The sequence below is a fragment of the Actinoplanes subtropicus genome, assembly GCF_000721705.1.
GTDB lineage: Bacteria > Actinomycetota > Actinomycetes > Mycobacteriales > Micromonosporaceae > Actinoplanes > Actinoplanes subtropicus.
This window is the reverse complement of the sequence record NZ_JOJL01000037.1, coordinates 58,951-81,849: the sequence shown is the minus strand read 5'-3', so window position 1 is coordinate 81,849 and position 22,899 is coordinate 58,951. Positions and strand designations below refer to the sequence as shown.

The window sequence follows — 22,899 nt, the reverse complement described above, 5'->3', positions numbered from 1 at the left end:
TCGGAGCGGGGCTTCCATCAACGCGACTCATTCGTCACCCTCAGTGAGAGGGCCGGTTAGCGCAACCATCAGGCGCGGGGTTTCCGGGAGCTCGGCCCCCGGAGCAGAAATATAGCGGGCGACTTCGGCTCGCGCTTTCTGCGAGCAGAGGTCGCCCTCGCTACGCGGGCGCTACGGCGCGTGAGCGACGCATCGTCAGCACATACTCGACGAGCGAGATGAGGACGTTCTTCGTCGACTCACGGTTACGGGCGTCGCAGCTCACCACCGGCACGTCGCTGGAGATCGCGAGCGCGTCGCGAACGTCCTGCGCGTTGTGGTACTGCATGCCGTCGAAGCAGTTGATCGCCACCAGGTACGGCAGGCGACGGTGCTCGAAGAAGTCGATGGCGGCGAAGCAGTCGGCGAGACGGCGAGTGTCCACCATGACCACGGCACCGATCGCGCCCCGCACCAGCTCGTCCCACATGAACCAGAACCGGGTCTGGCCGGGGGTGCCGAAGAGGTAGAGGATCAGGTCACGGTCGATGCTGATACGGCCGAAGTCCATGGCGACGGTGGTCGTCATCTTGCCCGGCACCTGCCGGTTGTCCTCGACACCCACACCGGCCGAGGTCATGATGGCCTCGGTGGTCAGCGGGGTGATCTCCGAGACCGACCCGACCAGCGTCGTCTTACCGACGCCGAACCCACCGGCGATGACAATCTTCGCCGATGTAACGCGCCCGCCAGCCGCGGGACGGTGCGACATGTCAGAGCCTGCGAAGTCCACTCAGCACCCTTTCCAGCAGTTCAGTGCCTACCGCGTCGGTCTCGTCTTCCAGCGAGGTGGGCTCGTACACCGCGACCAGGCCATCGGAGGCCATGTCGGCGACGATCACTCGAGCCACACCGAGCGGCAGTTGCATGCGTGCGGCGATTTCGGCGAGCGACTGCACACGGCCGCCGTCGCACATAGCCGCGATGTACTGATGCTCGCTTCCACCCTGCCCTGCACGGATCATTCCTGATCGGCCGCGCACGGTTGTCTCGACCAGCGCTTCCAGCGCTATCTCAAGCTTCGGCCGGGTCCGACCGCGGGTCACGGCGTACGGCCTGACCAGCGCGCCGGTCGGCTCATCGCGCTCGGGCATCGTCACCGCTCACCCCTTCCTCGAACCCTTAGAAGTGTATGTGTCTTAACTGTTTTGGACAGCCGCCGAGTGGACCAACCCTCGGCGGAACGGTCCGGTGAACCCCGTTGGCTGAGCCGGCACACGGCCCGTTCAGCCGAGTACCCCGGCGGCGGACCGCGGGGCCGGAGTGAGTGCCTCGCCGACCCGGTCAACGAGAAGAGCCATCTCGTAACCGACCTGCCCGACGTCACAGCTGCGCGCCGCGAGGACCGCGAACGACGAACCGTCGGAGATCGACATCAGGAAGAGGAACCCGTTGTCCATCTCGACGACCGTCTGCAGAACCGCACCGCCCTCGAAGCACCGTGCGGCACCCTGAGTGAGGCTGACCAGGCCGGAGGCGATGGCCGCCAGCTGGTCGGCGCGGTCACGCGGAAGGTCCCGCGAGGCTGCCAGGAGCAGACCATCGGCGGAGACCGCGATCGCATGTGCGACTCCGGGAACGCGGTCGGCGAAGTTGGCCAGGAGCCAACCGAGATCCTGCGTAGATGTCATGCCTCATGCTCCTTGCCAGCCTGCGAGGACTGCTGCCCTCCCGGAGTCTCCTCCGGGTTGGTCGATTGTTCCTTGGTGCGACCGCGCTGCACACCCCGGTGGTACGCGGACAGGAGGCCGCGGACACCCTCGGGAGTGCGTTTCTGGGCGGGATTTCCGCCGCGGTCGACACCGCCGGGGACGAGCTGCGCCATCGGTGTCCGCTTGGGCAGCCCGGCTGTGGTGGTGGTGTCAACGGTGTGCTCGGCAGCCGCACGGGCGGCCTGCCAGCCCTCGTCGGCCGCGGTGCGCCACGGGTTGGTCGCCACGCCGCCGCCGTTGGAACCGTTCCCATTGGAAGTACCGTAGCCGTTCGCGGCCCCGACGCCCACCGGAGCGGGGTCCTGGTCGCGTGATTCGGGCGATCCGGCCTGCTGCGGGACGCCGACCGTACGAGCCGGCTCGCCGGTCGGAATGCGTTGGGCCGCCACATCGTCACCGGCCGGCTTCTGCTCGGCCGGGTGCGCCGTGGTGAACCAGGCCGATTCCAGCTCGCGGAAGATCGGCAGTTCCATCGTCTCGTCGGCGAACTGGCCCTGCGCGCTGTCCCGCTGGCGGGCCGCGGCCTGCGCCGCGGCGATCTGCGCCGCCGCGGTGGCCTGCGCCTCGGCGGCCTGTGCCGCCGCGATCTCGTGGGCCGCCCGGGCCGCCGCGGCCGCCCGCTGGGCGTCAATCGGCGAGGCGCCGGAGATCGGCGTGCCGGACACCGGGCGAGCCGGCGGCGCGGACGACGGGATCGGCGCGGTCTGCGGGTTGTTCGGACGCTCGACCTCGGGCTGCTGGTCGACGCCGCCCGGCCGGTAGCGCGGGATCTCGGCGGTCATGTCGAGCGCCGCGGCGAGATTTTCCGGCACGTGCGGGGCCGCCGTCTGGTCCCGTTCCGGGGCGACCGGCGGCCAGGCCGGCGGGGCGACCGGCGCGCCGGTGGTCGGCGGCCCGGAGACCGGCGGCTCGTTGGCCGGCGGCACCGAGGTGGGCCGGGCGTACGGGGAGGACACCGGCGGCGCGGAGACCGGCGGCACCGGCGGGGCCGACACCGGCGGTACGAACCCGCGCTGACTCTCCGGATTGGACGGCAGCTGGCGCGGGATGGTACCGCCGTAGCCGGTGTCGCCGTCGGGCCGGGGCTGCTCGCCGTTGCGGCGCTGCGGCAGGCCGTCGGGGCCGGCGAAGCCCTGCGGGCCGGACGGCAGCGGCGGGATCATCTCGTTGCTGCGCGGGCCGTAGAAGCCGTTCGCCGTGCCGTTGCCGTTGCTGCCGTTGGTCGAGCCGTTCGGGCCGAAGCCGTTGCTGCCGCCGTAGCCGCCCTGGCCGTTGCCCGGGCCGAAGCCGTTGCTGCCGCCGTAGCCACCCTGGCCGTTGCTGCCGTTGGCGGGCGCCCCGGTCAGGTCGGACCAGGCCGGCACCGACCGGCCGCCGGCGCCGAGCATGCCGCCGTTGTTCATCGGCGGGTTCGGGTCGAACGGGCGGCCACCGGTGTAGCCGCCGCGGCCGCTCTCCAGCGCCAGCGGCTCGGGCAGGCCCGGACGGCCGCCCTGCTGCAGGCTCTCGAAGCCGCCGGGCTGGACGCTGCGGCCGGCCATCGCGCCGGCGATCAGCACCTGGATCGGCAGGCCGACCTCGGCCACCGTGCCGCGCTCGGAGTCGGCCGGGCGGAGCTCGACCTTGACCGCGTGCCGGTTCGCCAGCCGGGCGACCACGACCAGGCCCATCATCCGGGAGACGGCGACATCCACCATCGGCGGGTTGGCGAGCCGATCGTTGAGGTCGCGCAGCTGCTCCCGGCTGATGCCGATGCCGCGGTCCTCCACCGAGAGCAGGGCGCCGTCGCCGAGCCGCCGGGCCTCGACGGTGACCGTCGAGTTGGGCGGGGAGAACGCGGTCGCGTTGTCGAAGAGCTCGGCGACCAGGTGGACCATGTCGTTGACGGCGTGCGCTGCCACCTCGATGTCCCGGTCGATCATGCCGAACTCGATGCGGGTGTAGTGCTCGACCTCGGACTGCGCGGCGCGGAGCACGTCGATCAGGGCGGCCGGCTCGCGCTGCACGCGGGTCGAGTCGGCGCCGGCGAGGACGAGGAGGTTCTCGTCGTTACGACGCATCCGGGTGGCCAGGTGGTCGAGCTGGAAGAGCTCGGCCAGGCGGTCCGGGTCTTCCTCGCCGCGCTCCAGGCGGTCCAGGTGACCGATGAGCCGGTCGACCAGGATCTGCGAACGGCGCGCGAGGTTGACGAACATCGTCGCGACGGAGGCCCGCAGGGCGGCCTGTTCGGCCGCGGTGCGCACCGCCTCGAGGTGAACCGCGTTGAACGCCTCGGTCACCTGCCCGAACTCGTCCCGGCTGCGCACCGGGAGGGGCTCGGCGATCTGGTCGGCGACCTGGGCCGGGGTGAGCGAGGTGGCCAGGGCCGGGTCGCGCAGCCGGGACACCGCGTGCGGCAGGCCGAACTGGGCCACCGAGAGCGCACCCTGCCGCAGCTCACGCAGCGAGCGGGCCATCGACCGGGCGACGAGCCAGGCGAACAGGATCGCCAGCAGCAGCATCGCGAGCAGCACGCTGGTCTCGATGAAGACCCGGCGGTTCACGTCGTTGCGCAGCGAGGTGGCCTGGGCCACGACGTCGGCGTCCAGCTTCTGCTCCACCTGGCGGAACAGGTTGTTGTAGCCGATCATCGCCTTTTCCCACGACTGAGCGTCGTACGGGATGTTGTGCGTGTTCGCTCCCTGCAGCGACTTGAGCTGCACGGTCAGGTTGGTGGCGGCGCGGCCGTCGGGCACGTTCTGGATCCGGTCGAAGAGCTGGACCTCGGAGTCGGTGCCGATCGAGTGGACCGTGTCGGACGCCAGCTGGAAGCCGGTGACGGTGAGCAGGAACTGTTGGCGCAGGTTCGCGTTGAAGTCGCCCGCGTGCAGCACCTCGTGGCCGATGTCGCGCTGCTCGGCGATGTACTCCTTGGCCCGCGCCACGGCCGCGACGGTGCGCAGGTGGTCGGCGAGCGTGGGGTCGCTGGAGAGCTGGGCCGAGACGTCGCGCACGGTCAGCAGGTCGTTGATGAGGACGTTGTACGTGTCCTCGACGTCCGCGGCCGACGAGAGGCTGCCCTTCGCGATGGAGGTGCGCTTGGCCGGCAGTTCCTCGAGGTTGCGGTCGAGGCGCAGGAGCAGCGTGGCCACCTTGGGCGGCACGTCGTCGAGCGAGGCCTTCTGCTGGGAGTACGGCACCTTCGCCTGGTCGGTGGCGGCGTTCTCCTTGAGGTACGCGGTGGTCGCGGCCTGGCCGACCGGCGTCTTGGCGTACTCCCAGATCATCACGCCGTAGGCGCGTTCGTTCTGCAGACGGTCGACGAGGCCACCGGCGGCCTCCGACAGGGCGGAAAGATTACGTGCGCGCTCCGCGTTGCTGGCCGTATTGATGTGGTCCACCAGGCCGCTGACGCCGACGATGATCGTCGCCAGGGTAGGCACCAGCATGATCAAGCCTAGCTTCGACCAGATCGGCAGATCTCGCAGCCGATCGGCCGGCCGACGGAGACGCGACATGACGCCGGTCGCCGTCTTGGGGCGCTTGCTCACGTCACCGTCCTCCTGATTCGGGCCCGGCCTCGGATCGCCGGACGCCGCACACGGCCGACTACCGCGTCGGGCCCCCGAGATTCCATCACGACGAGTGTCAAAGAGAAAGAGCAGTCGGACACGGACCCGTTGTGTGATGCGATGTTGTCCCGTCCGGGACCGTGATCGCCGGTTCCATGTAACTGCGTGTATCTGTGTGCGTTTCTCAGAGTCACTCGCTCCGATCGGCACGGCGTGGGGGTGGCGCTGGCCGATCGGGCCCGATCGTAGTGGATCGCGGCAGGAGGAACGATGGCGCGGTCCCGGCCGCAGAGCAAGGTGAGATGCCCGATTTTGCAGTTTTTGTTGGGACCATTCTGACCGAACGGATGAGCACGCTCACCGAAGCGGCACTCAACCGAGCAGTTTGGCGTACGCCGGCTTGATGATCTCATCGATGATCGCCAGCCGCTCGTCGAACGGGATGAACGCCGACTTCATCGCGTTGATGGTCAGCCAGCGCAGCTCGGTCCAGCCCCAGCCGAACGCCTCGCAGAGCAGGGTCATCTCCCGCGACATGGAGGTTCCGCTCATCAGCCGGTTGTCGGTGTTGACCGTCACCCGGAAGCGCAGATCGTGCAGGAGTCCGATCGGGTGTTCGGCGATCGAGGCGGCCGCGCCGGTCTGCACATTGGACGAAGGACACAATTCCAGCGGAATCCGCTTGTCCCGCACATAGGCCGCCAGCCGGCCGAGCACCGCGTCGCCGGCGGCCGGCGATCCGGTGATGTCGTCGACCAGACGGACCCCGTGGCCCAGCCGGTCGGCCCCGCACCACTGGATGGCCTGCCAGATCGAGGGCAGCCCGAAGGCCTCCCCGGCGTGGATGGTGAAGTGGAAGTTCTCCCGCTGCAGGTATTCGAAAGCGTCCAGATGGCGGGTGGGCGGGAAGCCCGCCTCGGCCCCGGCGATGTCGAAGCCGACCACGCCGGCGTCCCGGTAGCGCACCGCCAGCTCGGCGATCTCCTGCGAGCGGGCCGCGTGCCGCATCGCGGTCAGCAGCACCCCGACCCGGATCGGCCGGCCCAGCGCGGCCGCCTCGGCGCAGCCGTCGACGAACCCGGCCTGCACCGCGTCGACCACCGCGTCCAGCGAGAGGCCACTCTCCAGGTGCTGCTCGGGGGCGTAGCGCACCTCGGCGTAGACGACCCCGTCGGCGGACAGGTCGAGCGCGCACTCGCGGGCCACCCGGTGCAGCCCGGCCTCGGTCTGCATGACCGCCACGGTGTGCGCGAACGTCTCCAGGTAGCGTTCCAGCGAGCCGGAGTCGGCCGCCGCCACGAACCAGTTGCGCAGCGCCTCGGCGTCGGCGGCCGGCAACGGGTGCCCCACCGCGTCGGCGAGCTCGAGGATGGTCTCGGGGCGCAGGCCACCGTCGAGGTGGTCGTGCAGCAGCGCCTTGGGCGCCTTGAGGATGTCGGAGTGCGTGATGGCCGCCATCAGCCGAGCGTAGAGGTCGAAAACGAATGATCGACGGAGCATTGCCGTACCTGCGGTGCCCGATCTGCGCGCGGCCACTGGTCCGGCGGGAGCGGACGCTGCGCTGTGCCGGTGGCCACAGCTTCGACATGGCGAAGCAGGGGTACGCCGATCTCAGCGCCGGCCGCCTCCCGCACACCGGCGACTCGGCCGGGATGGTGGCCGACCGCGAGACGTTCCTGGCCGCCGGGCACTACGACTTCATCGCCGACGCGCTCGCCGCTGCGGCGCCGAGCGGTTTCCTGATCGACGCGGGCGTGGGCACCGGTTTTTACCTGTCCCGGGCGCTGGGCGAAACATCGAGCGGGGTCGGGCTGGACGTGTCCAAGCCGGCGCTGCGCCGGGCGGCCCGCGCGCACCCGAGGGCGGCGGCGGTGCTGGCCGACCTGTGGCGGCCGTTGCCGATCGTGGACGGGGTCGCGGCGGCGATTCTGAACGTGTTCGCGCCGCGCAACGGCGCCGAGTTCCGCCGGGTGCTGCGGCCGGACGGGGTATTGCTGGTGGTCACGCCGACGGCCGGGCACCTGCGGGAGCTGGTCACCGCGTACGGGATGATCGGGGTTGATCCGGACAAATCACAAAGGGTTCGGGACAGCTTGGACGACTATTTCGCGCTAAAAGCGACAAAATCCCTAAGCCAGACCCTGCACCTGACCGCATCCGAGGCCCGAACGCTGATCGGCATGACCCCGAGCGCCCACCACGGCGTTACCGCGCCGGAAAACGACGTGACGGTAAGCGCCGAGGTCACGCTAAGCATATATATCCCGGTTCATACCGAGAGGTCGACTTCTTCCCACTCGGGTGGCTTGTCGTGATACGGGCCGTGAAAGACGATCGCCCACTCCAGCGCCCAACGCCGCTGCCCGATCGCATTGCCGTCGATCTCCCCGGGCAGCCGGAGCCCGATCCGGTCCGCCTCCTGGAACGCCCAGTCCAGGCAGTAATACAGATCCAGCAGGATGGCCGCCTCGATCGGATCGCGCGGCGACATCAGCGACCGCGACCGCCAACTGCCGAAGGTCTCCCCCGCTGGCAGATCCGGCATCTGGGACATCAGCCGGTCCTCGGGCGGGGCCGTCGGATCCAGGTGCCGGCTGAGGCCGAGCAGCCAGGCCAGCGCGAAGACCGCGTCGTGATGCAGGACGAACGAGCGGTGGTCGCCCTTCGCCCCGATCACGAACTGCCACTCCGGCGGGGTGACCAGATCGACCAGGTGCGACCCGAGCAGCCAGCCCATCGCGAGCTCGGTGGGCATGCCGAAGCAGCGCGCCACCACGACGTGCAGCACCGCCGCCCGGGCCTCGATGTCGACCGTCGGGCGCAGCTCGACCGTGTCGCCGGGCTCCCAGATCAGCGGGAAGCCCGGCGGGGGCAGCGGGAGGCCGAGCCGCTCGACCTCGTCGAGGCTCGCCTCACGCACCGCCCGGGGGTCGGGTGCGGCCTTCGTCATGGTGCGTCAGGCTATGCGGTCGAGCACCAGTGGGGTAAGGCCGGGCGCGACATCTCCGACAATCACCGCGTCGGCCGCCAGGTCGCGCGCCGCGGGAATTCGGGACTGTTCATCCGTACGCAGCTCGAACAGCACATCTCCGGCCCGCACCCGGTCCCCCGGCTTGACCTTGAGCAGCACCCCGGCGCCGAAGCTGACCGGGTCCTCCTTGCGGGCCCGGCCGGCGCCCAGCCGCCAGGCGGCCACCCCGATCCCGTACGCGTCGACCGCGGTCACCACCCCGTCGGCCGTCGCCCGCACGACCTCGTTCTCCCGTGCCACCGGCAGCGGCGCGGACGGGTCGCCGCCCTGCGCCGCGATCATCCGCCGCCAGGCGTCCATCGCCGCGCCCGACTCGAGCGCCTTCGCCGGGTCGGCGTCGATCCCGGCGGCGGCCAGCATCTCCCGGGCCAGCGCCAGGGTCAGCTCGACCACGTCGGCCGGCCCGCCGCCGGCCAGCACCTCGACCGACTCGGCCACCTCGATCGCGTTGCCGACGGCCAGGCCGAGCGGGGTGTTCATGTCGGTGAGCAGCGCGATCGTGGTGACCCCGCTGTCCTTGCCGAGCCGCACCATGGTGCTCGCCAGCTCCCGGGCGGTGGCCAGGTCCTTCATGAAGGCGCCGGAGCCGACCTTCACGTCGAGCACCAGCGCGCCGGTGCCCTCGGCGATCTTCTTGCTCATGATCGAGCTGGCGATCAGCGGGATCGCCTCGACCGTGCCGGTGACATCGCGCAGCGCGTACAGCTTGCGGTCGGCCGGCGCGAGGCCCTCGCCGGCCGCGCAGATCACCGCGCCGACCTCCTGCAGCTGCCGCTTGAACGCGTCGTTGGAGATGGCGGCCTGCCAGCCGGCGATCGACTCGAGCTTGTCCAGGGTGCCGCCGGTGTGGCCGAGCCCCCGCCCGGACAGCTGCGGGACGGCCGCGCCGCAGGCCGCCACCAGCGGGGTGAGCGGCAGCGTGATCTTGTCGCCGACGCCGCCGGTGGAGTGCTTGTCGGCGGTCGGCCGGGTGATCGAGGAGAGGTCGAGCCGTTCGCCGCTGGCGATCATCGCGGCGGTCCAGCGGGCGATCTCGGCGGGCGTCATGCCGCGCAGCAGGATCGCCATGGCCAGCGCCGACATCTGCTCGTCGGCGACCACACCCTTGGTGTACGCGTCGACCACCCAGTCGATCTGCGCGTCGGACAGCACGTGCCCGTCCCGCTTGGCCCGGATGACGTCAACTGCGGCGAATTCTGACATTTGGTTGCCTTCAGTCGTTTTTTGGGCGGCGGGTGGGGTGGTCGGACGGCTCCCAGCGCGCGGGAATACCCTCCGGTGGCTCGCCCTCGCCGGCCCAGGCCAGGCCGCCGGACGCGTCCACCACGACGATCCGCGGCGTGCGGACCTGACCCCAAGCGACCGCCTCCGCAGCCGTGGGGAAGTTCGGACCCTCCTCGAGCACGCCCTTGTCAGCATCGCTTTCGGACGGGCTGCCGCCGGACCGTTCCCAGTAACCGGTCCAGACCGTGGCGCCACCGGCGAGGTCGGGGTGCACGAACACGGTGCCCCGACCACGCCACTTCGCCAGGTCCGAAGGCACCTCCTGGCCGTTGAAGGGCCCGTTCACCTTCTCCAGGTCGGCCGGGCCGAACGCGTACGGCAGCAGGTCGTGCACCCGCAGCGGCGCCGGCACCGCCTCGACCAGGCACTCCGGGCCACCGTGCTCGTAGAGCAGCTGCCGGCAGCGCCCGCAGGGCATCAGCGGCTCCCCGGTGGCGTCCACGCAGGAGATGGCCACCAGCCGGCCGCCGCCGGTCGCGTGCAGCGAGCTGACCAGCCCGCACTCGGCACAGAGCCCGACGCCGTAGGACGCGTTCTCCACGTTGCAGCCGACGACCACCCGGCCGTCGTCCACCAAGCCCGCCACGCCGACCGGAAAGTCGGAGTAGGGCGCGTACGCGTGCCGCATCGCCTCGATGGCGGCGGCCCGCAGCTCAGCCCAGTCGATCTCCATGAGGCGATTCTGCCCCATCGAAACCTCTCAGCTCTTCACGTACGGCACACCGTCCGCGGCCGGCGCCCGCACCCGCCCGACCAGCCCGGCCACCGCGATGATCGTGGCGATGTACGGAAGCATGTTGAGGAACTGGTTGGGCACCGGGCTGCCGGCCACGCTCAGGTAGTACGCCAGCTTCTGCGCGAACCCGAAGAACAGCGCCGCCCCGAGCGCCCCGAACGGCGTCCACCGCCCGAAGATCAGCGCGGCCAGCGCGATGAAGCCCGCGCCCGCCGTCATGTTCTTGTTGAACGCGCCGGTCGACACCAGCGTGAAGTACGCCCCGCCGGCCCCCGCGATCACGCCGCCCAGCAGCACGTTCACGTACCGCAGGCCGCGCACCCGCACGCCGACCGTGTCGGCCGCGGTGGGGTGCTCGCCGACCGCCCGGGTGCGCAGGCCCCACCGGGTGTTCTTGAGCGCGAGGTGGATCACCGGGACCAGGATCAGGGCGAGCCAGACCAGCAGGTTCGCGTCGAACAGCACCGGGCCGATGACCGGGATGTGGGAGAGCCCGGGGATCTTCCACTCCGGCATCTTCGGCGGCTGGTTGTACTTCAGCGCGTTCGGCTGCATCAGCCGCTCGTAGAGGAAGCCGGTGATGCCGAGCGCGAACAGGTTGAGCACGATGCCGACCACGACCTGGTCGACCAGGAAGCGGATGGCCAGCACGGCCAGCATCGCCGCGATGATCACACCGCCGACCATGGCGCTGATCAGGCCGGCCCAGACGCTGGTGGCGAGGGTGCCGACCAGGGCCGCGCCGAACGCGCCCATCAGGAACTGGCCCTCGATCGCCACGTTGACCACGCCGGAGCGCTCGCCCAGCACGCCGGCCAGGGCACCCAGGATGAGCGGCAGCGCGTACTCGAGGCTGCCGTCCAGGGTGTCGACCAGCGGCAGGAACTTGCCGGCCACCTGCCAGCACAGGAACGACAGCACGAAGGCCAGGATGCCGAGGCTGAGCAGCAGGGTCTGCCAGCGGCGGGCCCGGCCGGTCAGCATGACCACGCCGAGCGCCACGGTGATCAGGCCGAACAGGATCGCGCCGACCTGCCCGTTGATCGAGATGGCCGCGCCGCTCGCGTCCGCGCTCAGCGTGAACCGCGCGGTCTTCGACTCGGCCAGCGAGCCGAAGACGAACGTCGCGATCAGGCCGATGACGGTGATGCCGGCGCCGAGCCGCCGCTCCCGGATCCAGAACGGCTCCGGCGCGTCGACCACGGTCGTTTCCTCCACGGTTGCCGTCGACACGCGGCTCACCAGCCCTTCGCCAACGAGGCGCCGAGCCGTGCGGCACGGGCGGCGCGGAGCTGGAAGATCGCCTTCACCAGGGCGGGGGCGGCGATGAAGATGACGATCAGGGCCTGCAGCACGGTGACCAGTTCGAGCGAGATGCCCACGTCGACCTGCATCAGGTTGCCGCCGGCCCGCAGCGCGCCGTACAGGATCGCGGCGAGCAGGGTGCCCCAGGGTTTGTTCCGGCCGAGCAGCGCGACCAGCAGGCCGTCGAAGCCGATGTTGCCGGCCACCTGGGCGGTGAGCTTGTCGGCGGTGCCGAGCACCTGGACCGCGCCGCCCAGCCCGGCCAGGCCGCCGGCGACGACCATGAGCAGGGTGTACGTCCGGGCCACGCTCATCCCGGCGGTCTTCGCGGCCGGCGGGTTGACGCCCACCGCGCGCAGCTCGAACCCGAACGAGGACCGGTTGATCAGCCAGGCGACCCCGGCGGTGACCAGCACCGCGAGCACGATGCCCAGGTGCACCCGCAGCGGCGAGGGCAGCGCCGGCAGCACGGCCGTGCTCTTGACCGCCTTGCTGATCGCGTCGCTGCGGTTCGGGTCCTGCACCCCCTTCTGCAGGATCAGCCAGCCCAGGAACAGCGTGGCCACGTAGTTGAGCATGATCGTCGTGATCACCTCGTGCGCGCCGGCCCGGGCCTTGAGCAGGCCGGGCAGGAAGCCCCAGAGCGCGCCGCCGATCAGCCCGAAGAGCAGCGCGACGATCAGGTGGATGCCGGCCGGGAGGCTGAACGCGAAGCCGGCCACCGCGCCGAGGACGCAGCCGATCACGGCCTGGCCCTGGCCGCCGATGTTGAACAGGCCGCCGCGGAAGGCGATCGCCACGGACAGGCCGGTGAAGACCAGCGGGGTCGCGTACGTCAGGGTCTCGGAGATCGGGTTGAGCGCCGCCTGCCACGTCCCGGTGCCGTCGGCCCAGGCCTGGATGGACGCCGGGTCGAGGATCGCGCCCTTGAACAGGTCAGCGTAGGCCGAGCTGATCAGATCCCAGCTGGCGTTGAGGGCGTCGCTGGGCCGGGCGGTGAAGTAGGAGAACTTCGACAGCACGTCGGAGTCGGAGATGACGATCAGCACCGCGCCGATCACCAGGGCCAGGAAGATCGACAGGACCGTGACCGTGACCGTGTTCGCCGACCACAGGTTCTTCAGGAAGAGAGCCAGGAACGAGTCCTGCTTCGGCTTCGGCGGAGCCGGCTTCTCCGCGACTTCGGTGCTCACTCTGCGTCCTCCTGCGGTGCGGAGGTGATGCCGGCCATCAGCAGACCGATCTCCTCGCGGGGCATGTCGGGCGAGACGGTCGCCAGGATTCGGCCGCGGTACATCACCGCGATCCGGTCGGCGAGGCCGACCACCTCGTCCAGCTCGCTGGAGACCACGAGCACCGCGGTCCCGCTGTCCCGCTCGTGAATGATCTGGTTGTGGATGAACTCGATCGAGCCGACGTCCACGCCCCGGGTCGGCTGGCTGGCGATCATCAGCCGCAGCGGCCGGGACATCTCCCGGGCGACCACGACCTTCTGCTGGTTGCCGCCGGAGAGCGTGCTGACCGCGTGCTCGGCGGACGTGGTCCGGATGTCGAACTGCCCGACCCGCTCGCCCGCGTTGTCGGCGACCGCCTTGGCGTTGAGCCGGAACGCGTTGCCGAACGGCGGCCGGTCGTACATGTCGAGCACCAGGTTCTCCGCCACCGAGAACTCCTTGACCACGCCGTCGTGGCTGCGGTCCTCGGGGATGTAGCCGACGCCGGAATGCAGGATCTTCTTGGTACCCATGCCGGCCAGGCTCTCGTTGTCCAGCTCCATCGAGCCGGCCCGGATGCCGCGCAGTCCGATGATCGCCTCGACCAGCTCGGTCTGGCCGTTGCCCTGCACGCCGGCGACGCCCAGCACCTCGCCGGCCCGTACGGTCAGGTCGACGCCGTCGACGGCCCGCACGCCGCGGTCGTCGTCGACGATCAGGCCGGAGATCTTGAGCACGTCGCGACCAGGCTCGGCCGGGCCCTTGCTGACCTCGAGGCTGACGTCGCGGCCGACCATGAGCGCGGCCAGCTCGTCCTCGGAGGTGTCCGGCGAGGCGGTGGCCACCGTGCGACCGCGCCGGATCACCGTGATCCGGTCGGCGATCGCCTTGACCTCGCGCAGCTTGTGGGTGATGAAGACGATCGACTTGCCGGTCTCGGCCAGGCTGCGCATGACCGCGAGCAGTTCGTCGGTCTCCTGCGGGGTGAGCACCGCGGTCGGCTCGTCCAGGATGAGCAGGTCGACGTCGCGGGTCAGCGCCTTGACGATCTCGACCCGCTGCTGTGCGCCGACCGGGAGGTTTTCCACCAGCGCGTCCGGGTCGACCGGCAGGCCGTACTTCTGGGAGGTCTCCAGCACGTCGCGGCGGTTGCGCCGGCGGTCGAGGATGCCCAGCGGGCCGCCGCGCACGTCCTCGGCGCCGAGCGCGATGTTCTCCGCCACGGTGAAGACCGGGACCAGCATGAAGTGCTGGTGGACCATGCCGATGCCGGCCGCGATGGCGTCCCGGGGGCTGCGGAAGACCTTGGCCTCGCCGTCCACCAGGATCTCGCCCTCGTCCGGCTGCAGCAGGCCGTAGAGCTGGTTCATCAGCGTCGACTTGCCGGCGCCGTTCTCGCCGAGCAGGGCGTGCACCTCGCCGGGCTCGACCGTGATGTCGATGTGGTCGTTGGCCACCAGGTCGCCGAAGCGCTTGGTGATGCCGCGCAGTTCTAGTCTCAGCGGAATCTCCTGCCCTGAAGCAACCGATGACAACTGGCCGCCGCCGACCACGAGAGAATCTCATGGTCAGACGGCGGCCTGGATGTTACCTATGACCAGCTCACTTGGGCGCGTTGGCCGACTCGACCGTGACCTTGCCCGAGATGATGTCCTGCTTCAGCTGCTCGACCTCGGACTTGAGACCCGCGTCGACCTTGCTGTCGAACTGGTTGTACGGCGCGAGCTGCACGCCGTTGTTCTCCAGCGTGCCCAGGTAGCCCGGGGTGGGGCTGAGCGGCTGGCCGCCGGCGCCGGTCACGACCGCCTTCTGCACGGCGTCGGTGATGTTCTTGACGACCGTGGTCAGGAAGACGTTGCAGTACTGCGCCGCGCTCTTGCAGCCGTCCTGGTCGACCCAGATGATCGAGACCTTGCCGCTGGAGCCCTGGGCCACCTCGGCCGCGCCGAGGCCGGTGCCGCCGGCGACCGGGAAGACGATGTCGGCGCCCTGGCCGACGAAGGTGTTGGCCAGGGCCTTGCCCTTGGCCGGGCTGGCGAAGTCGTCGGTGAAGCTGCCGGCCTGCTTGGCCTTGTCCCAGCCGAGGACCTTGACGCTCTTGCTCTTCTGCTTGTTGTAGTACGCCACGCCGTCGACGAAGCCGTCCATGAAGACGGTGACCGGCGGGATCTTCAGACCGCCGAAGGTCGCCACGGTGCCGGTCTTCGAGTAGCCCGCGGCGAGGTAGCCGGCGAGGAACGCGGCCTGGTCGGTGGCGAACTGCATCGGGTAGACGTTGGCGCCGGTGCTGCCCGAGTCGACGATCGCGAACTGCGAGCTCGCGTTGTCGGTCGCGACCTTCTTGAGGGCGTCGCCCATCAGGCCGCCGACCGCGAGGATGAAGTTGCACTTCTTGGTGACGAAGCCGCGTAGGTTGGGCTCGTAGTCGGCCTCGGCGGTCGACGCCACGTAACTCGGGTCGACGTTGGGCGCCTGGGTCTTGGCGGCCTGGATACCGGCCCACGCGGAAGCGTTGAACGACTTGTCGTCGATGCCGCCGGTGTCGGTGACCATGCAGGCTTTATAGGCAGCGGCGGTGGCCGCGCTGGAGCTGCTACCGCTGGGGGTCTCCGGGGCCTTGCCACACGCCGCGGCAGTGAGCGCCAGCCCACCCACCGCGAGAACCGCAAGGATCCGCTTCCCACGTACTGGGCGCAAGACGCCCTCCTTCCCACGCACACCGACACGCGTCGGTGAGTCTTCAAGTTGGGGAGCGTAGCCGCAGGCCAGGGCGGCGGCGGGCGTTTGACCCGGACTGTTGGCGCACCGTTATACGGCCGCAACCGCCAGTCGTTTTGAACGTCGGTTTAGGTCGATCTGACCTGCAATTTACCGGTCAATTGCGTAACATGCCGTTAATCTTGCGGCCCGGAACGGGCAGAAACCACCGATTCTTCGGTCTGGCGGCGACTCGCCATAACGGCCCGTACACCGAGGACGCCGACGGTGGTGCCGATCGCCAGCGAGGCGGCGATCAGCACCGCGTGCACCACCAGGAACGAGGTGGGCCGCCCATCCACGAAGGAGCGGTCGTCCTTCCAGATCGCCAGCCCGAACCGGGGCCAGATCACCCAGGTCCAGACGCCGACGCCCGCCAGGAAGACCGCCCACCGCTTCGAAAGCACCATCCGCCAACTATCTCAATGCGCCGGGATCAGCTCCGGGGTGGCCTCGACCGGCGCCGATTCTGTCTTGCGGACGATCCGGCTGCGACCGATCAAGACCAAGAGCAAACCGCCGATGGCGTACGCCGTGAGCACCGTCCCCGCGAAGAACCCGCCGTGCCCGTCGAAGTAGGCGGCCGAGCGCAGCAACGTGCCGCCGGCCCCGATCGGCAACCACTGCCCGACCGCGCCCCACGGCCGCGGCAGCAGTTCCGGCGCCGCGGCGATGCCGGAGAGCGCGTTGCCGACCAGGAACATCGCCACCGCCCCGAGCGCCAGCCCCTCCCGGCCGACCAGCGCGGCCAGCCCGGTCATCGCCGCCGAGACGGCCAGCGTGAACAGCGCCAGCGACCCGGCGACGGCCAGGTAGTGATCGGGCAGGATGCCCAGCCACTCGACCTGGACGGCGACCCCGGCCAGGCCGGCCAGCGCGCCGAAGGCGACCAGCGCGGTCAGCCGGGCACCCCGGCGCGGCACGAAGAAGTAGACCAGCACCCCGGCGAGCAGGCTGGTGATGGCCAGCGGCAGGAAGCCGGCCCCGAACCCGGCGCCGCGCGGGTCGTCCGGATCGACCGGCACGACGTCACGGACCGGAGTGTTCGTGCCGAGCCCGGCCGCGGCCTGAGTCAGCAATTGGGCCACCACCGGGCTGCCGGCCGAGGCGACATGCACCTCCGGCCCGGCTGCGGTGACCAGGATCGCCCCGTACACCTCACGGTCTTTGATCTTTGTGTCGGCCGCGGCCGGAGCGCTCACCTGGATGATCTTGAAGGCGCCCGGGTGCTGGGCCGCGAGCCGGGCGGTGACCTGCGGCGGCCCGGCCACCGCCAAGGGCAGGTCGCGCGGAGCCAGGTTGGCGGCCGGCGCGGCGAACAGCGGAATGAGCAGGGCCTGCCCGGCGACCACCGCGATCGCGATGAGCACGCCCAAGGTCAGCGGCTTGCGGTGCATCTCGACTCTCCTAAAACGAATGCTCGTTCTTTTATCGGTCAGCATAGGAGAACGAGCGTTCGTTTACCATGAGGGATGTGCCACGCGTCTCCGAGGAACACCTCATCGCCCGCCGCGAGCAGATCCTGGACGCGGCCCGGGTCTGTTTCCTGAGCAAGGGCCTGCACAACACGTCGATGCAGGATCTGATCCAGGAGGCCGGCCTGTCGGTCGGCGCGGTCTACCGGTACTTCAAGTCGAAGAACGAGATCATCGTCGCCATCGCGGGCACCGTCGTCGGCACCGTTCAGGAGCACATCGACGAGGTGGCCGGCCGGCGTCTGCCGCTGGCCGACTCGATGTCCGTGGTGCTGGAGGCCATCGATCAGCAGCTGGGCCCGGGCGGCTTCCTTCCGGTCGCGCTGCAGGTGTGGAGCGAGGCGACGATCGACCCGACGATCGGCGCCATCGTCAAGGACCGCTACGAGGCGCTGCGCTCGAGCATACGGGCCCTGGTCGTGCACGCGGTCGAGGACGGCGAGCTCGCCCCGGAGACGGACGTCGACGCGACCACGGCCGTGCTGTACGGCATGCTCCCCGGGTACGCGCTGCAGCGCATGCTCACCGGCCTCCCCGACAAGGCGACCTACATGACCGGCGTCCGCGCGCTGATCAGCCGCCGTTAACCGGCGAGCTTGGCGGCGATCCGGGCCCAGCCCGCACGGACCTCCGCCTCGGTCGGCGCGCGCCCCGGGCGTACCCGCCGGGTCTCGTAGTCATCCAGGCTCACGCCGTCGTCGGCGCCCTGGGTCTCGTCGACCGCGGCCCGGGCCAGCTCGATCTCGTCGCGGATCGCCTCGGCGTCCGGCCGGGGCAGCAGCGGCTCGACCACCGCCATGAGGTCCTCATCGGCCACCACGGCCTGGGCGAGGGCGAGGGCGTGCGCCCGCTCGTAGGGGCCGCAGACGACCGGTTCCCAGTCCTCCTCGTCGCCCAGCGACCCGATCGTGATGACCCAGGGGAGGTCGGCCACCGGCGAGCCGGCCGGCAGGTCCAGTGTCACGAGAGTGCCCACGGGGACATCATTCCGGGCGGCTGTGCCGAATCCAGCTGTTTTGCCCCACCGGAGCAGTTTTATCGTCAGCTGACAGGTCCACCACGCGGCCGTGCGGACTGGTCGCCGCCCAGGCCGCGCCGAACAACAGCAGCTGATTGAAGACGTAGAGATAGATCAGTACGCCCACCGCCGAGGTGACCAGGCCGTAGGCGGGATTGCGCTGCACCAGCCCGACGAACGACTTGCCGACGGTGTTGAGCAGCGTGATGCCGATGCCCACCTGCAGCATCGGCGGGGCGATCCGGCGCAGCGTCATCCGCAGCCGGGGCACGGCGGCGAGCAGGGCCGCAGCGAGCAGCATGTTGACCGCGACGGTGAGCACCCACTCGATCAGTCCCTGGACGAACCCGTCGGCGAGCCAGTCGGTCACCAGCTCCAGGCCGTAGACGGCGAGCTGGGAGGCGGCGAGCAGCAGGATGAGGCCGATCAGCACGAGCAGGTCGAGAGTCTGCCGTACGCCGATGTAGCCCGGCTGCTCGGGCACCCGCCAGATGAGCCGCTGCGAGGAGCGGATCGCCTCGACCCAGCCGATGCCGGTGAAGGTAAGGCCGATGATGCCCACGATGCCCACGGTCTTGCCGCTGGAGAGGATCGCCTGCACGTCGAGGAAGGGCAGGTTCTGGGCGAGGAAGTCGCGGACGATGTTGAACAGCTCGGTGTTGTTGGTGAGCAGGATGCCGAAGATCGAGTACCCGATCAGCAGCAGCGCGAAGATCGCGAAGAACCCGTAGTACGCGATCGCCGCGGCCAGCCGCCCGCCCTGCACGTCCCAGAACCGGATCAGCGCCCGGCTGAAGTGGTCGAAATACCGCGACCGGAACCGCAACCGCATGATGCGCTTCTCCGCGGCCTCATAGGCGCGGTCGATCGGGTTCACAGGCCGCACCGTAACCGAAATCGGAGCTTCGGAAACTTAGGCACCCAGGGGGAAGTCGCGGCGGGGGCGCCAGGGGCCCTCGCCGCCGTGCGAGAAGAGCGTGAATGACGTGACATGGAACTTCGCGGAGAAGCCGGCCAGGTCGTCGAAGACCGCGTCCAGCTGCTCGGCCGGCACGTCCTGGGCGACCGTCACGTGCGGGTGGTAGGGGAACCGGGCGTCCCGGTCGATGTCGTCGGCGCTGGTGATCGCCTCGGCCATCAGCTCGCACTCGCTGATCCCGACCGCCAGGGTCACGAAGACCACCTCGGTGACCGGCCGGAAGGTGCCGGTCCCGCGCAGATGGATGGTGAACGGCTGCTGGGCGGCGGCCACCTTCTCCAGGTGGCGCTCGATCGCCGGCAGCGCGTCGGTGGCCACCTCGGTCGGGCCGAGCAGGGTGACGTGCGCCGGGGTGTAGGCGGCCTGCGGGTCACCGGCGTCGGCCCGGCGCTGGGTGAGCTGGGCGCCCCAGGGCGCCGGGATGTCGATCGCCACCCCGATCCGCGTCGTCTCCCCGGCCACCTCGGCTCAGGCCTCGCGGGCCGGGCGGAGGAAACCCACGTTCTCGTACGCCGCGGCCAGCGTCACGGCGGAGACCGCGCGCGCCTTCTCGGCGCCGATCGCGAGCACCTTGTCGAGGTAGCCCGGGTCCTCCAGGTACGCCCGGGTCCGCTCCTGGATCGGCTTCACGAAGTCGACGACGATCTCGGCGAGGTCCTTCTTGAGGTCGCCGTAGCCGCGGCCCTCGTACATCTCCAGCAGTTCGTCGATCGCCCGGTTGGTCAGCGCGGCGTAGATGGTGAGCAGGTTACTCACGCCGGGCTTGTTCTCCTCGTCGTAGAGGATCTCGCGCCCGGTGTCGGTGACCGCCGACTTGATCTTCTTGGCCGAGCGGGACGCATCCTCCAGCAGCTCGATGATGCCGTTCGGCGAGGAGGCCGACTTGGACATCTTGGCCGTCGGGTCCTGCAGGTCGGTGATCTTCGCGGTGTCCCGCACGATGTACGGCGAGGGGACCGTGAACGTACGTCCGAACCGGGTGTTGAAACGCTGGGCGAGGTCGCGGGTGAGCTCCAGATGCTGCCGCTGGTCCTCCCCCACCGGGACCTGGTCGGCCTGGTAGAGCAGGATGTCGGCGGCCTGCAGGATCGGGTACGTGAACAGCCCGACGGTGGTCGAGTCGGCGGCCTTGGCCGACTTGTCCTTGAACTGGACCATGCGGCCGGCCTCGCCGAAGCCGGTGATGCAGCTGAGCACCCAGCCGAGCTGGGCGTGCTCGGGCACGTGCGACTGGACGAAGAGCGTGCAGCGCTCCGGGTCGAGCCCGACGGCGAGCAGCTGGGCGGCCGAGACGCGGGTGCGGGCGCGCAGCGCGATCGGGTCGTGCCCCATGGTGATCGCGTGCAGGTCGACCACGCAGTAGAAAGCGTCGTGGGTGTCCTGCATCGCCACCCAGTTGCGCACCGCACCCAGATAATTGCCGAGATGGAACGAGTCGGCGGTCGGCTGGATGCCGGAGAGCACGCGAGGTCGGCGGGCGAGGTCGGACATGAGCGCCATTCTGTCAGTCGTCGTCACTGGATGGCCAACGCCCCCGTCGCACGCCGCGTGACGGCACACAGCGCGATCACATGAAAGTCTATGTTCATTCTTGTTGACTCGTGATCGATTCCGAGCGAGACTTCTGGAAAGATAGGCTACCGCGCGATTCCCGCCAAAGATCCCGAGAGGCCTGAGACCACGTGAAACTGCTCGTCACCGGGGGCGCCGGCTACGTCGGCAGCGTCACCAGCCGCCTTCTGCTGGACGCCGGGCACGAGGTCGTCGTGCTCGACAATCTCGTCACCGGCTTCCGCGAGGCGGTCGCGCCGGAGGCCACCTTCGTCGAGAAGGACATCCGCGACGCCGCGGACGTGCTCACCCCGGAGGCCGGCTTCGACGCGGTGCTGCACTTCGCGGGCCTGATCGCGGCCGGCGAGTCGATGGTCAAGCCGGAGCTGTACTGGCACGACAACGTGGTCAAGTCGCTGGCGCTGCTGGACGCGGTGCGCGCCGCCCGGGTGCCGCGGCTGATCTTCTCGTCCACGGCGGCGGTCTACGGCAACCCGGTCGAGCTGCCGATCACCGAGTCGGCGGCGAAGGCACCGACCAACACGTACGGCGCGACCAAGCTGACCTTCGACCACGCGCTGACCTCGGAGGCGTACGCGCACAAGCTGGCCGCCGTGTCGCTGCGCTACTTCAACGTGGCCGGCGCGTACATCCGGGACGGCCACGAGATCGGCGAGCGGCACGACCCGGAGACCCACCTGATTCCGATCGCGCTGCAGGTGGCGGCCGGCAAGCGGGCGAAACTGCAGCTGTTCGGCGACGACTACCCGACCCCGGACGGCACCTGCGTGCGCGACTACATCCACGTCGAGGACCTGGCCCGGGCGCACCTGCTGGCGCTGGACGCGGCCACCCCCGGCGAGCACCGCATCTACAACCTGGGCAACGGCAACGGCTTCTCCAACAAGGAGGTCGTGGCGGTGGCCCGCGAGGTCACCGGCGCCGAGCTGCCGGCCGAGGTCGCGCCGCGCCGCGAGGGCGACCCGGCCACCCTGGTCGCCTCGTCCGCGAAGGCCCGCGCCGAGCTCGGCTGGGTCCCGCAGAAGCCGACCCTGCAGGCGATGATCGGCGACGCCTGGACCTTCTACCGGGCGCACGTCGCATGAGCGCGCTGAACCTGTTCCGCAAGGAGTTCGGGGCCGAGCCGGCGGGGCTGTGGGCGGCGCCCGGCCGGGTCAACCTGATCGGCGAGCACACCGACTACAACGAGGGCTTCGTGCTGCCCTTCGCGCTGCCGCAACGCACGATCGCCGCGGTCGGCCCGGCCCCGGCCGGCGAGTGGACGGTCTGCTCCACCTTCGAGGGCGAGGGCATCTCCTTCGGGGCCACCGAGCCGGGCGAGGTGACCGGCTGGGCGGCGTATGTGGCCGGCATCGTCTGGGCGCTGCGGGACGCCGGCTTCGACGTGCCGGGCGCGCGGATAGCGCTCGACTCCGAGGTGCCGGTCGGCTCCGGGCTGTCCTCCTCGGCCGCCCTCGAGTCGTCGGTGCTGACCGCGCTGATCGACCTGGGCGGCCTGGAACTGCCGCTCGAGCGGCGCCCGGCACTGGCCCAGCGGGCCGAGAACGTCTACGTCGGCGCGCCCACCGGCATCCTCGACCAGTCCGCGTCGATCCGCTGCCGGGCCGGCCGGGCGCTGTTCCTGGACTGCCGCTCGTACGAGATCAAGCAGATCCCGTTCGACCTGGCCGCCGAGGGCCTGGCCATCCTCGTGATCAACAGCAACGCCCCGCACCAGCACGTCGACGGCGAGTACGGCGCCCGGCGCAAGTCGTGCGAGGAGGCGGCCCGCATCCTGGGCGTGCCGGCGCTGCGCGACGTGCCGCTGGCGGGGCTGGCCGACGCGCTCGACCGGCTGGACGACGAGGTGATGCGCCGCCGCGTGCGGCACATCGTCACCGAGGACCAGCGGGTGCTCGACACGGTGGCGCTGCTCGAGGGCGGGCGGGTGCGCGAGATCGGCCCGCTGCTGACCGCGTCGCACGCGTCGATGCGGGACGACTTCGAGATCACCGTGCCGCAGATCGACGTGGCGGTGGAGGCGGCGCTCGAGGCGGGCGCCTACGGGGCCCGGATGACCGGCGGCGGCTTCGGCGGCTGCGTGCTGGCCCTGATCGACGCCGACCGCGCGCCGGCCGTCACCGAGGCGGTCGAGAACGCGTACGGCAACCGCGGTTTTACCGCCCCGACCTGCTGGATCGCGGTCGCCAGCGAGGGCGCCGCACGGCTTTGAAACGGCCCCCGCCG

General features: G+C 70.3%; 22 protein-coding genes. 4 read left to right on the top strand and 18 right to left on the bottom strand.

The window, feature by feature from the left end; translation table 11 throughout:
• Positions 1–160: 160 nt before the first annotated feature.
• From IH26_RS0141095 to IH26_RS0141075, 5 genes are all read right to left on the bottom strand, one after another.
• A complete protein-coding gene (locus IH26_RS0141095; RefSeq protein ID WP_030441704.1) occupies positions 161–751 on the bottom strand; it encodes a GTP-binding protein in 591 nt (196 codons plus the stop codon).
• Position 752: 1 nt separating this feature from the next.
• On the bottom strand, positions 753–1,133 hold the full coding sequence (locus IH26_RS0141090; RefSeq protein ID WP_030441703.1) for a DUF742 domain-containing protein: 381 nt from the start codon (positions 1,131–1,133) through the stop codon (positions 753–755).
• 132 nt (positions 1,134–1,265) lie between these two features.
• Positions 1,266–1,670 carry a roadblock/LC7 domain-containing protein gene (locus IH26_RS0141085; protein WP_014447580.1) on the bottom strand — a complete coding sequence of 135 codons (405 nt, stop codon included), beginning with the start codon at positions 1,668–1,670 and terminating at the stop codon, positions 1,266–1,268.
• Entirely contained in the window at positions 1,667–5,281 is a 3,615-nt protein-coding gene (locus tag IH26_RS0141080; RefSeq protein WP_030441702.1) for a sensor histidine kinase, read from the bottom strand. Before IH26_RS0141080 ends, IH26_RS0141085 begins: the two co-directional genes overlap by 4 nt.
• A 393-nt stretch (positions 5,282–5,674) precedes the next feature.
• Positions 5,675–6,760 carry an adenosine deaminase gene (locus tag IH26_RS0141075; RefSeq protein WP_030441701.1) on the bottom strand — a complete coding sequence of 362 codons (1,086 nt, stop codon included), beginning with the start codon at positions 6,758–6,760 and terminating at the stop codon, positions 5,675–5,677.
• Positions 6,761–6,786: 26 nt separating this feature from the next.
• Between IH26_RS0141075 and IH26_RS0141070 the strand changes: the two genes are divergently transcribed.
• Positions 6,787–7,617, top strand: coding sequence for a putative RNA methyltransferase (locus IH26_RS0141070; protein ID WP_051809420.1), 831 nt, complete (start codon positions 6,787–6,789; stop codon positions 7,615–7,617).
• On the opposite strand, the gene IH26_RS0141065 is transcribed toward IH26_RS0141070, so the two are convergent.
• From IH26_RS0141065 to IH26_RS0141025, 9 genes are all read right to left on the bottom strand, one after another.
• A complete protein-coding gene (locus IH26_RS0141065) occupies positions 7,572–8,252 on the bottom strand; it encodes a DUF4272 domain-containing protein (protein ID WP_030441699.1) in 681 nt (226 codons plus the stop codon). The genes IH26_RS0141070 and IH26_RS0141065 overlap by 46 nt on opposite strands.
• A gap of 6 nt (positions 8,253–8,258) precedes the next feature.
• Positions 8,259–9,536 (bottom strand): thymidine phosphorylase, encoded by a 1,278-nt coding sequence (locus tag IH26_RS0141060; protein ID WP_030441698.1) that lies wholly within the window; start codon positions 9,534–9,536, stop codon positions 8,259–8,261.
• 10 nt (positions 9,537–9,546) lie between these two features.
• A complete protein-coding gene (locus IH26_RS0141055; protein WP_051809418.1) occupies positions 9,547–10,290 on the bottom strand; it encodes a cytidine deaminase in 744 nt (247 codons plus the stop codon).
• Between the two features lie 27 nt (positions 10,291–10,317).
• Positions 10,318–11,586 carry an ABC transporter permease gene (locus IH26_RS0141050; RefSeq protein ID WP_030441696.1) on the bottom strand — a complete coding sequence of 423 codons (1,269 nt, stop codon included), beginning with the start codon at positions 11,584–11,586 and terminating at the stop codon, positions 10,318–10,320.
• A 5-nt stretch (positions 11,587–11,591) separates the two neighbouring features.
• Positions 11,592–12,851: an ABC transporter permease gene (locus IH26_RS0141045; RefSeq protein ID WP_030441695.1), complete on the bottom strand. Its 1,260-nt coding sequence runs from the start codon at positions 12,849–12,851 to the stop codon at positions 11,592–11,594.
• Positions 12,848–14,425 (bottom strand): ABC transporter ATP-binding protein, encoded by a 1,578-nt coding sequence (locus tag IH26_RS0141040; protein WP_051809416.1) that lies wholly within the window; start codon positions 14,423–14,425, stop codon positions 12,848–12,850. The genes IH26_RS0141045 and IH26_RS0141040 overlap by 4 nt, the downstream gene beginning before the upstream one ends.
• Positions 14,426–14,474: 49 nt before the next feature.
• Positions 14,475–15,569 carry a BMP family lipoprotein gene (locus tag IH26_RS0141035; RefSeq protein ID WP_030441693.1) on the bottom strand — a complete coding sequence of 365 codons (1,095 nt, stop codon included), beginning with the start codon at positions 15,567–15,569 and terminating at the stop codon, positions 14,475–14,477.
• 197 nt (positions 15,570–15,766) lie between these two features.
• Complete coding sequence (locus tag IH26_RS0141030; RefSeq protein WP_030441692.1) at positions 15,767–16,039, bottom strand: SCO4848 family membrane protein; 273 nt, start codon at positions 16,037–16,039, stop codon at positions 15,767–15,769.
• Positions 16,040–16,051: 12 nt separating this feature from the next.
• The gene (locus tag IH26_RS0141025; RefSeq protein ID WP_030441691.1) at positions 16,052–17,026 is read right to left on the bottom strand and encodes a hypothetical protein; all 975 of its coding nucleotides are present in this window, start codon (positions 17,024–17,026) and stop codon (positions 16,052–16,054) included.
• Positions 17,027–17,103: 77 nt separating this feature from the next.
• Here IH26_RS0141025 and IH26_RS0141020 point away from each other — a divergent pair, with 77 nt between their 5' ends.
• Positions 17,104–17,691, top strand: a complete 588-nt coding sequence (locus IH26_RS0141020; RefSeq protein WP_030441690.1) for a TetR/AcrR family transcriptional regulator — start codon at positions 17,104–17,106, stop codon at positions 17,689–17,691.
• On the opposite strand, the gene IH26_RS0141015 is transcribed toward IH26_RS0141020, so the two are convergent.
• Genes IH26_RS0141015 through trpS form a run of 4 tightly spaced genes read right to left on the bottom strand, consistent with a single transcriptional unit; the run spans position 17,688 to position 20,592 of the window.
• Positions 17,688–18,080: a hypothetical protein gene (locus IH26_RS0141015; RefSeq protein ID WP_030441689.1), complete on the bottom strand. Its 393-nt coding sequence runs from the start codon at positions 18,078–18,080 to the stop codon at positions 17,688–17,690. The genes IH26_RS0141020 and IH26_RS0141015 overlap by 4 nt on opposite strands.
• Before the next feature lie 7 nt (positions 18,081–18,087).
• Positions 18,088–18,999 (bottom strand): YihY/virulence factor BrkB family protein, encoded by a 912-nt coding sequence (locus IH26_RS0141010; protein WP_030441688.1) that lies wholly within the window; start codon positions 18,997–18,999, stop codon positions 18,088–18,090.
• Positions 19,000–19,035: 36 nt separating this feature from the next.
• On the bottom strand, positions 19,036–19,563 hold the full coding sequence (locus IH26_RS0141005) for a 2'-5' RNA ligase family protein (protein ID WP_034217042.1): 528 nt from the start codon (positions 19,561–19,563) through the stop codon (positions 19,036–19,038).
• 6 nt (positions 19,564–19,569) lie between these two features.
• A complete protein-coding gene (gene trpS, locus IH26_RS0141000; protein ID WP_030441686.1) occupies positions 19,570–20,592 on the bottom strand; it encodes a tryptophan--tRNA ligase in 1,023 nt (340 codons plus the stop codon).
• 191 nt (positions 20,593–20,783) lie between these two features.
• Between trpS and galE the strand changes: the two genes are divergently transcribed.
• Together galE and galK are read left to right on the top strand one after the other, a co-directional pair.
• Positions 20,784–21,758, top strand: a complete 975-nt coding sequence (galE, locus tag IH26_RS0140995) for a UDP-glucose 4-epimerase GalE (protein WP_030441685.1) — start codon at positions 20,784–20,786, stop codon at positions 21,756–21,758.
• A complete protein-coding gene (gene galK / locus IH26_RS0140990; RefSeq protein ID WP_030441684.1) occupies positions 21,755–22,885 on the top strand; it encodes a galactokinase in 1,131 nt (376 codons plus the stop codon). The genes galE and galK overlap by 4 nt, the downstream gene beginning before the upstream one ends.
• Positions 22,886–22,899: the final 14 nt, after the last annotated feature.